At 48.8% G+C, this 17514-nt stretch carries 13 protein-coding genes; all 13 read left to right on the top strand.

Annotation, left to right across the window (positions count from 1 at the left end):
- Nucleotides 1-14: 14 nt before the first annotated feature.
- The 13 genes from NGM62_RS00705 to lipA all read left to right on the top strand — a co-directional run bounded on the left by NGM62_RS00705 (nucleotide 15) and on the right by lipA (nucleotide 17510).
- Complete coding sequence (locus NGM62_RS00705) at nucleotides 15-1250, top strand: DUF5000 domain-containing lipoprotein (protein WP_262245155.1); 1236 nt, start codon at nucleotides 15-17, stop codon at nucleotides 1248-1250.
- A 26-nt stretch (nucleotides 1251-1276) separates the two neighbouring features.
- Nucleotides 1277-2593 carry a DUF4998 domain-containing protein gene (locus NGM62_RS00700; RefSeq protein WP_262245154.1) on the top strand — a complete coding sequence of 439 codons (1317 nt, stop codon included), beginning with the start codon at nucleotides 1277-1279 and terminating at the stop codon, nucleotides 2591-2593.
- A complete protein-coding gene (locus NGM62_RS00695; protein WP_262245153.1) occupies nucleotides 2536-4884 on the top strand; it encodes an alpha-L-rhamnosidase-related protein in 2349 nt (782 codons plus the stop codon). The genes NGM62_RS00700 and NGM62_RS00695 overlap by 58 nt, the downstream gene beginning before the upstream one ends.
- Before the next feature lie 103 nt (nucleotides 4885-4987).
- On the top strand, nucleotides 4988-7252 hold the full coding sequence (locus NGM62_RS00690) for an alpha-L-fucosidase (RefSeq protein WP_262245151.1): 2265 nt from the start codon (nucleotides 4988-4990) through the stop codon (nucleotides 7250-7252).
- A 26-nt stretch (nucleotides 7253-7278) separates the two neighbouring features.
- A complete protein-coding gene (locus NGM62_RS00685) occupies nucleotides 7279-8664 on the top strand; it encodes an alpha-L-fucosidase (protein ID WP_262245149.1) in 1386 nt (461 codons plus the stop codon).
- A gap of 35 nt (nucleotides 8665-8699) precedes the next feature.
- Complete coding sequence (locus NGM62_RS00680; RefSeq protein WP_262245148.1) at nucleotides 8700-10730, top strand: hypothetical protein; 2031 nt, start codon at nucleotides 8700-8702, stop codon at nucleotides 10728-10730.
- A gap of 3 nt (nucleotides 10731-10733) precedes the next feature.
- Entirely contained in the window at nucleotides 10734-12389 is a 1656-nt protein-coding gene (locus NGM62_RS00675) for a sodium:solute symporter (protein WP_262245146.1), read from the top strand.
- Between the two features lie 2 nt (nucleotides 12390-12391).
- Complete coding sequence (locus tag NGM62_RS00670) at nucleotides 12392-12865, top strand: L-rhamnose mutarotase (protein WP_262245144.1); 474 nt, start codon at nucleotides 12392-12394, stop codon at nucleotides 12863-12865.
- Between the two features lie 29 nt (nucleotides 12866-12894).
- The gene (locus NGM62_RS00665) at nucleotides 12895-14253 is read left to right on the top strand and encodes a LutB/LldF family L-lactate oxidation iron-sulfur protein (protein WP_262245143.1); all 1359 of its coding nucleotides are present in this window, start codon (nucleotides 12895-12897) and stop codon (nucleotides 14251-14253) included.
- A gap of 4 nt (nucleotides 14254-14257) precedes the next feature.
- Nucleotides 14258-14896: a LutC/YkgG family protein gene (locus NGM62_RS00660; RefSeq protein ID WP_262245141.1), complete on the top strand. Its 639-nt coding sequence runs from the start codon at nucleotides 14258-14260 to the stop codon at nucleotides 14894-14896.
- 24 nt (nucleotides 14897-14920) lie between these two features.
- Nucleotides 14921-15706 carry an SDR family oxidoreductase gene (locus NGM62_RS00655; protein WP_262245139.1) on the top strand — a complete coding sequence of 262 codons (786 nt, stop codon included), beginning with the start codon at nucleotides 14921-14923 and terminating at the stop codon, nucleotides 15704-15706.
- A complete protein-coding gene (locus NGM62_RS00650; protein ID WP_262245138.1) occupies nucleotides 15703-16434 on the top strand; it encodes a (Fe-S)-binding protein in 732 nt (243 codons plus the stop codon). The genes NGM62_RS00655 and NGM62_RS00650 overlap by 4 nt, the downstream gene beginning before the upstream one ends.
- Before the next feature lie 197 nt (nucleotides 16435-16631).
- Entirely contained in the window at nucleotides 16632-17510 is an 879-nt protein-coding gene (gene lipA / locus NGM62_RS00645; RefSeq protein WP_262245137.1) for a lipoyl synthase, read from the top strand.
- The last annotated feature ends 4 nt before the right edge of the window (nucleotides 17511-17514 follow it).

Raw genomic sequence — 17514 nt, 5'->3', positions numbered from 1 at the left:
AAAATATAGTAATTATGAACGCAGTTAAATTTCTAGGTTGTCTCGTGTTGCTGCAAGGCATGTGGCTTTCCTGCTCAGACGGCGAATTTGGCCCCATTAATGAGGGAGGAGAAGTGCCGGGGCCTATTAGCAATCCCAGTGTAGAGAATTTGTCAGGAGGGGCACGGATTACGTATACTTTACCTCAAAACAAAGACATACTCCACGTAAAGGCGGTGTTCGATCGGAATGGCGAAGAGGTGGAGACAATTACCTCCTATTATAATAACTTCATCAAAGTGGAGGGGTTTCCCAATACTTCGGAACGTGTTGTTAAGCTATACGTTGTTAGTCGCAGTGGAAAGTCATCTGAGCCGGTATCTGTAGTTATCCACCCCACTGCTCCCCCCATTGAAAAAGTATTTACAAGTCTCGACCCGAAGGTATCATGGGGAGGCTTTGTCTCCAGATATACCAATGAGGAAGAGGAAAGTGTAGCTATTTTTGCAGTTAAATTCAATGTTGAAAACCAATTATGGGAAGATATCGGTGGCCATTATACGTCGTCGGCCACTGGGCGGGTTGCTATTCGAGGAATGGAGGACCTTGAAACGAAATTCGGACTGTATGTTAGGGATCGATGGGACAATCACTCAGATACGTTGCAGTTTGAATTGACACCTTGGTTTGAGGAGGAGCTGGATCGTACAAAAATTATGGATGCTAGGGGGCGCTATCCCGTGCCGCAAATTGCGCCATTACCCATGTCCGGAAGACCCCTCGTGGAAATGGTTACTTACCAACCTCAATTTCCTTTCTCCGCGATGTTTGATTTCAATACCAGTGGCACGTCTTCGATGTTCCACTCAGCTATATCCGTCGACCAACCTTCATGGCTACCCATGGATTTGGGTGTCGAAGCTCGGCTTAGTCGGTACAAGATTTGGCAACGGGCTGATTTTGATTTCGAATTTTCCGTGTCGAATCCTCGCGAATGGGAGCTTTGGGGTACGAATACTCCGGAAGACGTAAATAGCTGGATTAAACTGGATCATCGCGTTATGGTGAAGCCATCCGGGCTTCCTTTCGCTATGCTTTCACAGGAAGATACGGAGGTAGCCGAAGCCGGCCAGGAATATGAGTTTGAAGACGGAATACCCGCCGTAAGATATATTGCATGGAAACATATCAATAGTTGGTCTTCTGCGCGGGCACCGCAAGGCGGGTTTCACCTGTCCGAGTTGACATTTTTTGGGCAGTCCATCCAATAGGAGTCGCCTGCTTTCTATAAATCATAATGAGCATTGAAATGAAGAATAATTTTCCGATCGTAATTTTATTACTCGCAGGTTGTGCTAGTTTGGGAATGTTAGCATGTGAACGACATGAGGATACATACGCTCAATATTTGGAGGGCGGGGAAAGAATATATCCAGCACGTGTGGATTCGTTAAGAGCTTTTCCTGGTAAGAACCGAGTAGGGTTGCAGTGGTTATTGGTATCCGATCCCAATATTGTGGAATGTATGGTGTATTGGGATTTTAAATCAGATTCGTTATCCATTCCAATAAATCGCAGAGAAGGTATTGATACTGTGAATGTGATTATCGATGAATTGCCTGAAGATTTCTATACGTTTGAAATTTTTACCCGAAATTCAGAAGGACAGATTTCACTGAAGTCTGAAATCAATACGTTTGCGTATGGCGAACAGTACATTAATTCGCTAAGCAATCGGACGGTTCGGGCAGCCACTTATCGAGTAGATCTGACGCCGTCCGGTGATCTGGCTTTCGGTGGGCTTTCTATTGAGTGGTATGATGCGGCTGATGAGGTGGTGGAAGTAGAAATTGGCTATACGGATGAAAATGGCCACTTAGTCACTATAACGGATACGCTTCTGAGCACCGAAGCACCAGAAGACCAAAATATGTCGACGTTACCCAGTTATCAGCTAGGTACGAATTTTAGCTATCGTACAGGCTACAAGCCTCTTCCATCTGCCTTAGATGTCGTGTACACGCCGTATGAGGATGGTTATACCAATGAGGATGAAATTCCCAACGACTTGATACTCGATAAGCAAAGGTTTCGGACCGCACTGCTGTGGGGCGATATCACTGGTGCTAACTTTGGCGGTGATTTGGCCAAATTATGGAATAATAGCGCTGCTGTTGGTGACTGGTACCATTCGGCACCGGGTGAGCCGTTCCCCCATATGTTTACGGTTGATTTGGGAGTAGAGGCAATATTGTCGTCGGTGAGACTTTATCCCCGTATCGAGTGTTGTTATGATGTTAATCCGAAGGTTTTTGAATTTTGGGGGATCAGTGACACTACGAATGCTGTGCCATCACTACCCGGAAGCGATCCGAATTGGAAGCAGGAGGCATTGGATAAAGGCTGGACCCTCTTGAAACGTGAGGTGAGGACCAACCCTGACGAAGCATCAGGTAATGCGCCGATTGATGTAACGATTCCTTCAAACATCGCTGTTCGCTTCGTTCGCTATCGGGTTGAAGAGACGTATAGTAACACATTTACGCATTTGACGGAATGGGATATTCGTGCCAGCGGGGTAATAAAGGGGGTGCCGACGCCGACTGGACAATAGTGCATACTGAACATAGGAATTATACTATTCAGAAAAAGACGTATTTTGAGGTGAGAAGGTTGGTTTTATTTTTTTTGGCTTACATAATCGGCATTCATGGTGCGTTTGCGGTAGAACCCAATCAGACCGCCTTCCGTGAAGCCAAGGCAGTTTGGCCCGTCGGAATGGAAAAAGAAAAAAACCTCACCGTCCATTTTCGGGCAGTGATTGACCATACGATGGGGCAAAATACGCGGTTAGCGATCACGGCTTCGTCAGCGTATAAAGTCCACGTTAATGGCCGGTTTCTGGCACACGGGCCCTGCGTGGCGGCTCACGGCTTTTTTCGTCTCGACCAATATCACTTTAGCCACCTATTGCAAGATGGCGAAAACCTGATTGCTATCGAGGTTGCAGGTTACAATATGCCTTCGTTTTATTTGCTCGACCAGCCTGCTTTTTTGCAAGCGGAGGTTATAGCCGATGGAGAAGTACTGGTGGCTACCGGATCCGACATCGGTAAAAAAGAGTTTGAAGCGCGGATTTCCGGCCAACGGAAGCGGGATGTAATCCGATACAGTCATGCCCGGCCTTTTACGGAGTATTATATACTGGACGATATGAGCCATGACTGGAAGACAAACAAAAAGGCAGCGTTTGAAGCCGTTGAACAACACCGGACGGAGGAAAAGGAGATCATACCTCGGGGGGTAAAGTATCCAGACTATTCCGTCATCGCGGCAATCGGAAGCATTGGTGACTCCATATACCGTTTTCCATATAACGCGACAGGATTCCTCGGTTTTACCTTACAGGTCTCTGAACCTTCCGAGCTCGTGGTGTATTTCGATGAAATTCTCAAGTATGATGACGTCGATCCGACGCGACTAGTATGCCAGAATTATTTAATCTACGAACTACAACCGGGTACCTATTCGCTAGAGACGTTCGAGCCCTATACCATGCAATACGTCAAACCTGTTTTCAGGCGGGGAAAAGGTCGTATTTCCGACTGGTATGTTCGGCAATACGTGAGTGCTGATGTCGCCGGATCTTCGTTTGGCGCATCTGATCCCAGACTAGAAAAAGTGTTCGAAGCGGCTCGCGAAACCGTAAGGCAAAACGCATTGGATGTGTTAACGGATTGCCCCTCGCGAGAGCGTGGCGCGTGGCTTGGTGATGGCTATTTTGTGGCGAGGGCGGCGGCGACCATCTCCGGCAATACGCTCGTGGAGCGGAATTTCTTCCAGAATTACTTGTTGCCTGCCAGTTTTGACAATGTTCCGGATGGCATGCTGCCTATGTGCTATCCATGCGACCATCCCAATGGATTGTTCATCCCCAATTGGGCCATGTGGTTTGTTATTCAGTTAGAAGAGTATTACACCCGTAGCGGAGACGTTGAGATGGTTCACGGGTTGAAGGAACGTGTTGCCAAACTCATTGCTTATTTCGATGGGTTTCTTAATAAGGACGGGCTATTGGAAAATCTTGAAAAATGGGTTTTTCTGGATTGGTCAGCATCTAACGATTTTACAGCGGGAGTTAATTATCCCACGAATATGCAATTTGCCCGCGTATTGGAAGCGGCTGGCAGACTATACGGCAACCAAGCCTGGAAAGACCAAGCCCGGCACATCAAAAGCGTGGTGCTTGAGCAAGCTTTCGACGGCCGGTTTTTTCGTGACCATGCAGTGAGGGAAGGGGGCAGCCTTGTGGTTCAGCCGCCAACTACCGAGGCATGTCAGTACTATGCATTTTATTTTGATGTCGCAAGTCCGGAATCGCACCCTTGGCTGTGGCGGGTCATCACCGAAGAACTTGGACCGAAAAGGTATCGAGACAACCATGTAAACCAATACCCAGATGTGTATTTGTCCAATACGTTTATGGGTGAATACATGAGGATGGAATTGCTGTGCCGTTACGATGAGGTGCCGCGGTTTATCGAAGAAAACACGGCTAATCTGATGAAACAGGTAGAACTTACTGGAACGCTATGGGAGCAGCAGTACCGTACCCTTAATACCAGCTGTTCCCACGGTTTTGCCGCCCACGTCGCCTACTTGTACCAACGTGCCTTGGCCGGTATTGATGAAGTCAACGTATTGGACAGAAAGATTCGATTGGTGTTTAGAAACACCGGCTTGGATTGGTGCGTGTATGAAGTGCCCCTTGACGAGGGCACCCTCTCGATCAGTTGGAAAATCGAGGCGGATGGCCTTGCGTATTCGCTACAGGTGCCTAACGGGTACGGTGTCGAATTAGTGAATGAAACGAATTTACCCGTATATGCTATTGCTAACCATTAATTTTATGCTTTTGAACAATTTGATTTTTCGCTTTTTCCCGGTTCTTTTTTGCGCATTAATCACGTTACCAGCATTTTCCCAAGGCGATTGGACAAATCCGATTGTGAAACAGGGACGCTTGGGCTCACCGTTGGTGGAAGTTTCACCATTTGTCTTTGATGATAGGTTATACTTGCTGGAAAACAATCAACGGTTTTGGGATCTTCCCGATGGAAAGCCCGGCGATAATTTCCATGAAGATGAAGTCAGAATCAGGGATGTTGCTTCTGGAGAGCTGGTTTCCGTTCCCTTAACCAACCACGGATTCGGTACGGTGTTGGTGTGGAACAACCGCGTCTATATTTTTGCAGGCAACTATGGACGAGGCAAACCTTGGCGCCAAATGACCTCGATAACCATGACCAGCTCTTCCGACTTGAAAAACTGGACAGAGCCCATAACCGTGCTAGAGGCAGATCCGGGCGAATTCATCTATAACACGGCTGTCTGCAGGGCGAACGACCAATTTGTCATGCTCTACGAAACGAACGATGCCCAATGGCCTCCATTTACATTTAAGTACCTCACTTCTTCCGATATGGTGGAATGGGACGTGGTCCCTGATGGTATCTACGGAAGGGATAAATATGTGGGCGGACCCGCATTGTATTTTGAGGATGGTTGGTACTATACACTGTATTTGCAAATTGTAGAAGGCGGATTTGAGACGAGGATAACCCGTTCGCAGGATCTTGTGAATTGGCAGGACGCACCGGAGGACAGGCCTTTTGTGACATTTGATAAATCCCATCAAAATATACCCTTACTCGATCCGAATGTTCGGGAGAATAACGCGTCGGACGTTGAGCTGTGCTATTTCAAAGGGCAAACCATCCTGTATTTTACGGGAAGTGACCAAACAACTGCGGGAGATTTGCAATGGGCCATTTATGAGGGTACTCCTCGGGCTTTATTTGAGTATTTCTTTGAAGGCGTTGAATCTAAATTGGTGTCTGATACCACCCCGCCAGAACATCGCGGAGACTGGGCGCCGGTATTGATCGCGCCCACCGGACAGCAACGTTCGGGTGATAGCAAAGCAGCTGCCGACTCGGATTATCCCACACCGCAACAGCTGGAGTTGCAAGAACGCCAGCTCGGTGCTTTCATCCATTTCGGCCCGGCTACATACATTTATTCCGATATGATGAGCGTACCGGAAGTAGAAATTTTTAATCCGACCCAACTCGATGCAGAGCAGTGGGTGAAAACCGCAGTATCATTTGGTGCTAAGCATGTTGTGCTGACGGCAAAACACCACAACGGCTTTTGCCTGTGGCCAACCATAACAACGGACTACTCCGTTAAAAATGTACCGTGGCGGGATGGCCAAGGCGATGTAGTCGCCGAATTCGTTGCTGCCTGCCGGAAATATGGAGTGAAACCGGGGCTATATATTTCGTCGGGTGATAAATACTTAGGTTGCACAAGTACACCCGACCCGATGGGCGAACGAAAATTGGTAGGCGATATCGATACTTATTTTCCGGTTTTTTTTGAGCAGGTACGGGAACTACTCACCAACTACGGTGCAATTGATTATGTGTGGTTTGACGGAGCACACGATCCGTTTGGATGGGATGTTAGCCACCCGGAAACGGGGTTGCCATTGGGAACTGCCTATGGTGATGCCATAAGGGCGCTAATTCGTAATTTACAACCACAGGCAGTGGTTTTTGGTGGAACCCAGCCCGATGTGCGGTGGTCTGGTAGCGAACAGGGATGGGCTTCTTATCCCCTTTGGAACGTTATAAGGGATGGGGAGCAACTGCAGAATTGGGTTGGTCCCCAGAATACGGGCTGGATACCTGCCGAGGCCAATATACACCCCAGAAGTACGTGGTTTTGGACACCCGACTCCGACCATACATTGCGGGATATCCCGTTTATGGAAGAGGTGTACTTTCAATCGATTGGAAGGGGAGCTAATCTGCTGATAAACATGTCTCCGGATACGAGTGGCCTTGTTCCTCCCGCGGAAGTTGAGTTCCTCAAGAAATTCGGCAAACACCTGGAGCACACATTCGGCACCCCACTGGTCATCAAAGATTTTCCGCAAATGGAAGGCGACAATTATATCGAACTAACAATTCCTAAAAATGATGTCCGGGTCATTGAACTGGTGGAAGATATCAAGCAGGGTCAACGGGTAGCTAGGTACTCGATTGACGCATTGGTCAATCAGGAGTGGAAAACAATCAGCGAAGGCCAAAGCATCGGCCGGCGGAGGCTTGAAAGGCACGACTCGCTCACGACGGACCGCCTGCGGATCCATCTGGTGGGGAATGGAACCCTGCCACCCGTAATCAAAAAAATTGCCGTGTATTAGGATACCCAAAAATTCAGGAAAAAGTTATGAGAGAAATCGGTGCCGTAATTGTTTATATGATCAGTTTGGTTTCGTTAGCCACACGGAGCCAGGGGGCCGAACCGGTAAGCGACTTGGGATATGCTCCTGGCGACAATCTGGTACATGTTGATGACCCCAAACGGGCCCGGATGAAGTGGTGGGCCGATGCCCGGTTCGGCATGTTCATACATTGGGGCCCCGATGCAGTTCCTTCCCTGCAATGGAAGGGTGTGTACTGGAATGGCCATGTGCCGCAATTAGGCGAAAGGCACCAGATACCACTTTATCCTGCGCATGAGTCAATACTGAATATTCCACGAACGGATTGGGAAGATGATGTCATCGTAAATTTTAACCCAACAGCCTACGATCCGGAGGCTTGGGTGAAGATGGCAAAAGAGGCGGGTATGAAATACGTGGTATTGACCACTAAACACCATAACGGTTTTCTAATGTGGCCGGGGCTGGCGGGATATGACATTCGGGAAACCCAATTTGGAGGTGACCCCGTGGCCATGTTTGTCGAGGCTTGTCGGAAACACGGCATGAAAATCGGGTTTTATTATTCGCAATTGGATTGGCATGATCCGGATGCGATGGGTAATCATGTGGCAAGGACATTTCCGGATGGATGGATCGTTAATCCGGAAAAATTTATCCCTCGGGTGAAATCGCAAATTAAGGATTTGTTAACGCGCTACGGAAAGATTGACCTGCTGTGGTTTGATGGCCAATGGATTGATGATTGGACAATGGACATGGCAAATGATCTGGAAGCTTTTATCCGTAATCTTCAACCGCATATCATCATCAACAACCGTATCGGTAAGAGCGAAGTAGACGGGGATTATTTTACGCCCGAACAGACGATACCCGCTACTGGAGTTCCTGATGCTTATTGGGAAACTTGTATGACCATGAACGACACATGGTTTTATGTAAAGCAAGATAACAATTGGAAGACTGCAAAGGTCCTTATCCAACAGTTGGTTGACGCAGCGAGCAAAGGCGGCAATTACCTACTGAATGTTGGGCCAGATCCGCTTGGCCGCTTTCCGGCTGCCAGTATTGCCCGGCTTGATACGATAGGGAAATGGATGAGCATCAATAGCGAGAGTATTTATGGCGCAGCGGCCAGTCCATTTCCACAATCGTTCGATTGGGGGCGGGTGACAAAGAAAGGGTCGATACTTTACCTGCATGTCTTTACCCGCCCAATAGACGGCAATGTTTGGTTGCCTGACATCGGGTACACGATAAAACATGTCCATGCGTTGTCAGATCGTAAGAAACGGGGGCTAGCCTACACGAGGGTCGACAACGGAATCAGGATAGAAGTGCCTGACCATCCGGAAACTCACTTGCCTATCGTAATTAAAATAACAAGCTAGGGGCTTTAATCTTTGTTTTTTTCAGTGCAATAAAAATGATTTTAAAGGAAAATATATTGATACCGTTAGCCATTTGTATGCTATATGTGTTTCCCACGTATTCGCAAGAAATGCCGCGGCGGGTAGACCGGTTTTTCGGATTTCATTTTGATTTTCACGCTTCAGCTAATGATAAGGAAATCGGGAAATACTTTGAAGCGTCAACGTTGGAAGACTTCCTCATGCGGACGAAGCCCGACTTTATCCAAATAGACAGTAAAGGGCACCCCGGCTATTCGAGCTATCCTACGGAGGTAGGTTATTCTTCGGGGTCATTTTTCGGTGACCCGATTCGGCAGTGGCGTGATGTTACCGCCCGTTTCAACTTACCGCTATATGTACATTACTCTTCGATATGGGATGACAAAGCAATTGGAACTAACCCTGAATGGGGCCGTATCAATGCAGATGGGTCAGTTGATTTAACCAAAGCCTCCGTATTGGGAGGCTATCCGCAAGAACTGATGGTCCCGCAAATTAAAGAAATAATCAACCGTTATGAAATCGACGGCATTTGGATAGATGGCGATTGTTGGTCTACCGGTCTTGATTATTCGCCCAATGTTGTCGCCGGGTTTCTGGAGTCTTCCGGCATGGCCGAAGTGCCCCGTTCAGCGGGTGAACCGGGTTTTTCTAGCTGGCAGGACTATAACAGACGAATCTTCCGGGATTATTTACGCGGCTACGTCGATGAACTCCATCGATTTATGCCGACATTCCAGGTAGCCAGTAACTGGGCTTATTCGTCGATGATGCCCGAGCCTGTCGATACCGATGTCGATTTCCTTTCAGGAGACGTTTCCGGACGGAACAGCATTTACAGCGCAGCCTTTCAATCCCGTTGTTTGGCTTTGCAAGGCAAGCCTTGGGACCTTATGGCATGGGGCTTTGTGCCTATGGATTTTTCTGGAGGCATACATAGCCCGAAATCCGCTGTACAGCTGAAACAAGAAGCGGCCGAAGTGCTTGCGATGGGAGGAGGGTTCCAGGTGTACTTCCAGCAAAACCGGGACGCCTCCTTTCAAACGACCATCGATGTGGATGCAATGGCTGATTTGGCAGCTTTTTGTAGGGCCAGGCAGCCCTTTACCGAAAACGCCCGGACCATACCACAGGTTGCGCTATGGTATTCCGTAGCGGGTTGGAAAAAACACAACATGGGGGTGTATGGTTGGCCTTCCCACTTGGAGTCACTAACCAGCTTGCTCCTAGATGGGCAACACGTTGTGGATATCACAATGGACCACCACCTGCAGGACAATCTTGAAGCGTACCCACTAATCGTTATTCCTGAATGGGATAATTTTGACGACGTGCTAAAAAAGAGGCTCTTGGATCATGTGGCTAACGGGGCAAGCTTGCTTGTAATAGGCGCGAAAGCTACTCGTGAGTTTGAGCCTTGGCTTGGCGTCACATTCGAAGGGCCTGATAAAGAAGAACAGTTTAATATAGGAAGTGCGGTATTGGGCGGTGTCACAGGCATACGTACCCGATGGCAACGTGCAATTGCCCAACCCACTACCCAAACGGTGGGGCATATCTACCACCAACGTGATTACCGCTTCGCTACCCCCTACGTTGCAGCGAGTATTACCCCCCTTGGAGCAGGAAAAATTGCGGCTGTTTATTTTGACCTGACAGCACCTTACAAAGGGTCTCGTCATCCGGTCTATAATAGGCTGATCAATACACTGATTCAAAACATTTTTCCTAATCCGAAACTTCAGGTTATCGGTTCAGATAAAATCCATACGACGCTTACCTACAAGGATAGTGACATCTTGGTCAATTTGATTAATGCGGACGGACCGCATGTTAATGATCAGGTAATGGCTTATGATCACATTGCGCCGTCAGCTCCCTTATCGGTTCGCTTAAAAATTAATCGCAAACCAAGAAGGGTTTTGTTACAGCCCGAAAATAGGCCATTAAAATATGGCTATGACCGGGAAAGCGGTATCGTCACGGTAGCAGTGCCTGCCGTCGCGATTCATAGTATTGTACAATTTGTAAATGAAGAGAAATAACGAATGATTTCGGGGCTCGATACGTTCATAAGTGCTTGCTACATCCTGGTGATGGTTGGCATCGGTTTCTGGGTCGGGGTGGCACACCGAAAGGGTGCAACAAAAGGCAGCCTGTCGGCAGGCTACTTCCTTGCCGGGCAATCCCTCCGCTGGCCCATGATCGGCTTGGCGTTGTTTGCTACCAATATTTCCTGTATCCACCTGGTGAGTTTAGCACAATCGGGCTTTGATACCGGGCTGCTCAATGGTAATTTCGAATGGATGGCAGCTTTTACGCTCATCCTGCTGGCCTTGTTTTTCGTGCCGTTCTATATCAAATCAGGCGTGCCTACGTTGCCGGTTTTTATGGAACAGCGTTATAACAGCGCATGTCGCGATTGGCTGACCGTCATCTCGCTGGTATCTGCGGTAGTGTTGCACATCGCATTCTCCCTATTGGCCGGAGGTATCGTCATTGAGGCACTTTTCGGTGTCGATATGTACATCAGCGTATCAGCCATATCGGTATTGGTGGCCCTTTACACGATCATTGGCGGCTTGCGTGCAGTGGTGGTGACCGAATCTGTGCAAACCATTGTGCTGGTAGCAGGTGCGTTGGTCATTACGGTAGCTGCTTGGATGAAATTGGGCGGGTGGGGTGCGTTGGTCGATACCTTGCAGACGACGGGCGACATGGACAAGCTATCCATGCTCAGGCCTAAGGGAGACAGCAGCGGCATGGCGTGGTATGCCATTTTCCTGGGATATCCTGTATTGGGCATTTGGTACTGGTGCGCCGACCAGACAATCGTACAGCGTGTGCTGGGGGCAAAGGATGAAAACCATGCACGTATTGGTGCACTTTTCTGTGGATTCATCAAGATTTTACCGGTTTTTATTTTTGTGCTCCCCGGATTGTTTGCCTATGCATTGGCCCAGAATGGCCAACTCGATCTTTCTTCGATTACGTCTGCGGCCGCGGACGGTAAGGCCGATGTAAACAGTAAGGGCATTTATACCCTGATGATTACCCAGCTGCTTCCCACGGGGTTGGTTGGGGTGGTGGTGGCGGCATTGCTGTCTGGCCTGATGAGCCAGGTATCGGGGGCACTGAACTCCATTGCTACGTTGGTGAGTTACGATCTCATTAAACGGCACCGGCCGCACGTATCCGATAGCCGCTTGATAGGGTACGGCCGTTGGTCAGCAGCTGTAGCCCTGGTGTTGTCTATCGGTCTGTTACCCTTGTTGAACCGGTATGAAAGCCTTTTTGTGGGATTGAATGATATCATTGCCCACATAGCGCCGCCGATTACCTGTGTTTTTTTATTGGGTGTTTTTTGGAAAAGGGCATCAGCCGTAGCGGCGAAGTGGACGCTATGGATTGGTTCGCTGTTAGGGGTAATGGTATATGCAACCGGCAAATTGTTTCCAGGCGGCCTCATCGGACAGGTGCCGTTTATGATGATGGCGTTTTACCTGTTTTGTGCCTGCGTATTGCTGCAGGTAATGCTGTCCGTTTGGTATCCAGCCGTGCATAATGCTGTGAGTGGCGCCCTGTATTGGAAATCACCGTGGGAGCCGCTCCGCCGTCCGGCTTGGAAGGGACTCGGTAACTACAAACTGTTATCAGCGTTACTGCTCATTACCATGGCCATTTTGTATGTTTTTTTTAACTAGTCATGAACAGATTGAATATGAGGAACAATTTGATATGCCTGTACTTGTTAGCAGGGCTTTTGTTGTTTTCGTGCCAAACGGCACGGGATACCGATACCACGAAGGATGAATCCGGCGAGCCGTCAACCGTTACGGAACCCCAACGTGTTGGCATGGTTACCGGATTGAGCCCGGAAAAAGCCGAGTATTACAAAAAACTCCATGCGGACACCTGGGAAGGTGTGTTGGCTGCAATAAGACAATACAATATCCGGAATTACTCCATCTACCTCCATGAAATCGAGGGTAAACTGTACTTGTTCAGCTATTATGAGTATATCGGCGATGACTACGAGGCGGATATGAAGCGGATTGCGGCAGATACCACAACCCAGCGTTGGTGGCAGGAAACCGACCCTTGTCAATTGCCGCTGCCCGAGGCACTAGCGAAAGGGGAAGTGTGGACACCAATGGAAGAGGTATTTCATACAAATTGATAGCGGTGGGAAATAGAGAGCAGATTTTTTTGAAGCAAAGTCTCGAAAAGAGCAAGGACTTGGCCCATCGCCAAAAAATGAACCACGCGTTAAAGCAGTCTGACGATGCGTTTGAAAAAGGAAAAGGGCAGTTTTCGGATTTGGAATTGGCCCGCGACTGGGCAAATGCCATCAAGCGCGACGCCATCATGCAACTGGACACCTATCTTTGCGAATTTGAGCGGAAATTTACGAGCAGAGGGGGTAAGGTAATCTGGGCACAGACCGCAGACCAGGCCGTTGAGGCTGTCAAAGCGATTTGTAGTAGGCATCGGGCAAAGACGGTGGTGAAAAGCAAATCAATGGTCTCGGAAGAGATCCGTCTTAATCAGGCATTGAAGGATGGGGGCGTGGAAGTGGTTGAGACCGACTTGGGCGAGTATATCCAGCAGTTGGCTGATGAAGCTCCCTATCATATCGTGGCTCCTTCCTTGCATAAGAGTAAAGAAGAGGTGGCGCAGCTGTTTGTAGACAAACTGGGCACCGAGCCGGAGCTCCGCCCAGATCAGCTCACGCAGGTGGCCAGAAAGGTGCTTCGCAAGAAGTTTAGGGAAGCCGAAGTCGGTATTACCGGTGTTAACTTTCTGTTGGCTGATATCGGAGGGATGGTGCTGACTGAAAATGAAGGTAACGGCAGGTTAACAACGGGGTTCCCCAAAGTGCACATTGCCCTGACTGGCATCGAAAAGATATTGCCTTCGGTCCATCAGCTCAGCTTGTTTCTGCCGTTGCTTGCGACCCACGCATCGGGGCAGCATATCACGGTATACAATGCTATCCTGACCGGCCCCCGTAAGGCCGATGAAGCAGATGGACCCGAGGAGATGTATATCATATTGCTGGATAACGGGCGAACCAACATCTTGGCAGATCCTACCGCACGTGAAAGCCTGTATTGTATCCGATGCGGGGCGTGCCTCAACGTGTGCCCGGTCTATAAAAATATTGGTGGGCACACCTATGATACGACATATAGCGGACCGATCGGTTCTGTGATTACGCCGCATCTGAATGGATTGAAAGATAATAAACACCTCAGTTATGCTTCATCACTTTGTGGAAGCTGTACTGAAGTGTGCCCTGTCCGTATTCCGCTACACAACTTGTTGCTTTACAACCGACAACAATCCGTTGCGGCCGGTTATAACAGTGGGATGGAGAAAGTAATGTTTTTAACGTGGAAAAAGATGATGTTAAACCGGAAGCTTATGAATGCGGGAAGTGGTGACGTAAAAAATTGGGTATTTAAAGTATTCGTGTCAAAAATCTGGGGCAAAGATCGGGAACTCCCTATGTTCCCCAAGAAAAATTTTAGTCAGCAATGGAAAGCCAGGAGGCAACAGAAATAACCTTATGGATACAATTAGGGATAAAATACTCACCGATATCCGGTTGGCGTTGAAAGATGGGGTGGAGCACACTACGGCCAAACCAACGGACAGTAGCCTGTTATTTAAAAATCGCGAAGGGGGGTTGGTTGAAGGATTCGTACGTGAATTTTTAGCTATTGATGGTAACGTAATACGTTGTGACGATTTTCAACAACTAGCTGAAAAGTTAACAGAACTAATCAAATGTAATAACTGGAAGAATGTGGTGGCGAAGTCGGCTATACTAAAAAAGTGTGGAGAACAAACCCAGCTTGAATCGATTAGCACTGTTGTTGATGATGAAAATCTGGGGCGGGTGGAGGTCGGGATTACCGATTGTGAATGCTTGGTTGCACGAACCGGTACCATTGTGATGAGTACCGCTCAACAAGCCGGCAGGACGTTCCCGATTTACATACCCAAGCATATCGTTATTGCTCATGAAAAGCAGCTTGTTTATGATCTGGGTGAGGCTATTGCGGTGATGGAACAGCGCTACCACCCCGATTATCCATCAGGGTGGTACCTGGTCTCGGGCCCCAGCCGAACGGGCGACATCGAGAAAACTCTGGTGCTGGGTGTTCATGGACCGGTCGAGGTGTATGTGTTTATACTAAAATAGTGGAATTGATATAATAACAATAAAATGGATTTAGGACTAAAAGATAAGGTAATCATCGTCACCGGAGGGGGTAAGGGGATTGGAGAAGGAATCGTACACGTCCTGGCCAACGAAGGGGCGATACCCGTGATCGTGGGGCGAAATGAAAAAGACAACCTGAGGGTGGTGACCCAGGTGGGCAAAGCTGGTGGACGAGCTGAGCAGGTAGTAGCCGAACTGACGCAGCCGGAACAATGCGGCGCAGCCGTTCAGCAGGTGGTTGGTCAATTTGGTCGTATAGATGGTTTGGTCAATAATGCCGGAGTGAATGACGGCGTGGGATTGGAAGGCGGAAGTTATGAGCGATTCATGGACAGTCTGCATAAAAACTTGGTGCACTACTACTTGATGGCACACCACGCCCTCCCTTATCTGAAAGCATCTAAAGGTCCGATTGTAAATATCGGTTCGCGTACCGCGGAGACCGGGCAGGGTGGCACATCAGCCTATGCTGCGTCCAACGGGGGGCGTAATGCACTGACGAGAGAGTGGGCAGTAGAATTGCTTCCATATGGCATCCGTGTGAACGCGCTCATCGTGGGCGATTGCTGGACGCCATTGTACGACTATTGGGTTAACACTTTCCCTAACCCCGAAGAAAAGTTGAAATCAATTCTCGCTGTCATTCCGTTTGAAAACCGGATGACCACGGCAGAAGAACTGGGTAACATGGTTGCTTTCCTGTTGTCGGAGCGTTCTAGCCATACCACTGGGCAGCTTATCCATGTTGATGGAGGTTATGTACATTTAGACCGCTCGATTCAACCGTGAAAATACAGCTATTCGTTCCTTGTTTTGTGGATCAACTTTTTCCGGATACCGCATTCAATATGGTGAGCATCTTGGAAGGTTTGGGATGTGAAGTGTGCTACAATCCTGAACAAACCTGTTGCGGACAACCCGCATTCAATGCAGGTTTTCGGAATGATTGCCGTGCGGTAGCGGAAAAGTTTATTGGAGACTTTAACGCAGCAGACCCGATTGTCGCACCAAGCGGATCATGTACCGGATTTGTAAGGAATTACTACGGGCAGCTTTTTCAAGAAGAAGGGCCCGGTGATGGTGAAATCTTGCCCATCCAAAAGCAGGTCTATGAGTTTTCTGAATTTCTTGTCGATGTGTTAGGTGTGACGAATGTTGGTGCTGCTTTGCATGCAAAGGCTACTTATCACGATGCATGCGGAGCTTTACGGGAGTGTGGCATAAAAGACGCGCCTAGAAAATTGTTGCAGAAAGTCTTGGGTCTCGAATTGGTCGAGGCAGCCGATTGTGAGGTGTGCTGTGGCTTCGGTGGAACATTTGCTGTTAAATTTGAGCCTATTTCCACGAGCATGGCTGAACAAAAAGTAGTGAATGCAATGAAATTAGGCGCGGAGTATATTATCTCCACGGATTCCTCTTGCCTAATGCAGCTGGATGCATATATCAGAAAACACAAATGCAATATCAAAGTTATGCATATCGCTGACGTGCTAGCTTCCCGGAAGGGGAGGCACTGACTACGTGCGCATGGGTGTATTGCATAGGCCTGTCTCGATTACCGAAACCATCGTCTTTAACCTACTTGAAGGTGATTTAGAGGAAACAACCTGTTGGTTTAGTGCAACCTATAGGCCAACTGTTTGACTAACGTCAGATTATAAGATGGACAGCCCCACTGGCGGTAATTCCGATATTAATCTTTAACTTTGTGCCTATGATCGAGCTTCCCGTTATTCCAGCGAACCAATTGCAGCGCAAGCCCGATTGGCTGCGCGTGAAACTGCCGGTAGGCAAAGAATACCGGCATGTGCGCAGTTTGGTAGATGAGCATAAACTCCATACCATCTGCGAGAGCGGCAATTGCCCCAATATGGGGGAGTGCTGGGGCGCCGGCACGGCAACATTCATGATATTGGGAAATATCTGCACCCGCTCGTGCTCTTTCTGTGCCGTGGCTACCGGCCGGCCGCTGGCGGTCGACTGGGATGAACCCAACAGGGTCGCCCAGTCGGTGAAACTCATGGAGGTGAAACACTGTGTAATCACCTCCGTAGACCGCGATGACCTCAAAGACGGGGGCTCAACGATATGGGCAGAGACGGTGAACGCCATACGGCGCGAAAGCCCCGGCACAACGTTGGAAACCCTGATCCCCGATTTCAAGGGGCAGTGGGAAAACCTCGACCGCGTATTGGCCGTACGCCCGGAAGTGGTATCGCACAACCTGGAAACAGTACGGCGGCTCACTCGCGAGGTGCGGATCCAGGCGAAATACGACCGTAGCCTCGAATGCCTGCGCCGTATCTCAGCTGCGGGTCTGCGTACCAAGTCGGGCATCATGCTGGGCTTTGGCGAAACGGAGGCTGATGTGATCGAAGCAATGACCGATCTCTATAACGTGGGCGTACACGTGCTCACATTGGGGCAATACCTGCAACCTACCAAGGCACACCACCCCGTTGTGGAGTGGATTACGCCCGAACAGTTCAAGTACTACCAGGAAATAGGGTTGCGCATGGGCTTCAAATACGTGGAAAGCGGCCCCTTGGTGCGCTCGTCTTACCATGCTGAGAAGCACCTGTTCGATATGTAGCGAA

It is taken from the genome of Parapedobacter soli (genome assembly GCF_025460835.1).
Classification (GTDB): Bacteria; Bacteroidota; Bacteroidia; order Sphingobacteriales; family Sphingobacteriaceae; genus Parapedobacter; species Parapedobacter soli.
This window is presented reverse-complemented; position numbering and strand designations above follow the sequence as displayed.

Bases quoted from the DNA above. Each gene is read 5' to 3' on its own strand.
- NGM62_RS00705 (WP_262245155.1), top strand. From the start codon at position 15: ATGAACGCAGTTAAATTTCTAGGTTGTCTCGTGTTGCTGCAAGGCATG.
- NGM62_RS00700 (WP_262245154.1), top strand. From the start codon at position 1,277: ATGAGCATTGAAATGAAGAATAATTTTCCGATCGTAATTTTATTACTC.
- NGM62_RS00695 (WP_262245153.1), top strand. From the start codon at position 2,536: ATGGGATATTCGTGCCAGCGGGGTAATAAAGGGGGTGCCGACGCCGAC.
- NGM62_RS00685 (WP_262245149.1), top strand. From the start codon at position 7,279: ATGAGAGAAATCGGTGCCGTAATTGTTTATATGATCAGTTTGGTTTCG.
- NGM62_RS00680 (WP_262245148.1), top strand. From the start codon at position 8,700: ATGATTTTAAAGGAAAATATATTGATACCGTTAGCCATTTGTATGCTA.
- NGM62_RS00675 (WP_262245146.1), top strand. From the start codon at position 10,734: ATGATTTCGGGGCTCGATACGTTCATAAGTGCTTGCTACATCCTGGTG.
- NGM62_RS00670 (WP_262245144.1), top strand. From the start codon at position 12,392: ATGAACAGATTGAATATGAGGAACAATTTGATATGCCTGTACTTGTTA.
- NGM62_RS00660 (WP_262245141.1), top strand. From the start codon at position 14,258: ATGGATACAATTAGGGATAAAATACTCACCGATATCCGGTTGGCGTTG.
- NGM62_RS00655 (WP_262245139.1), top strand. From the start codon at position 14,921: ATGGATTTAGGACTAAAAGATAAGGTAATCATCGTCACCGGAGGGGGT.
- lipA (WP_262245137.1), top strand. From the start codon at position 16,632: ATGATCGAGCTTCCCGTTATTCCAGCGAACCAATTGCAGCGCAAGCCC.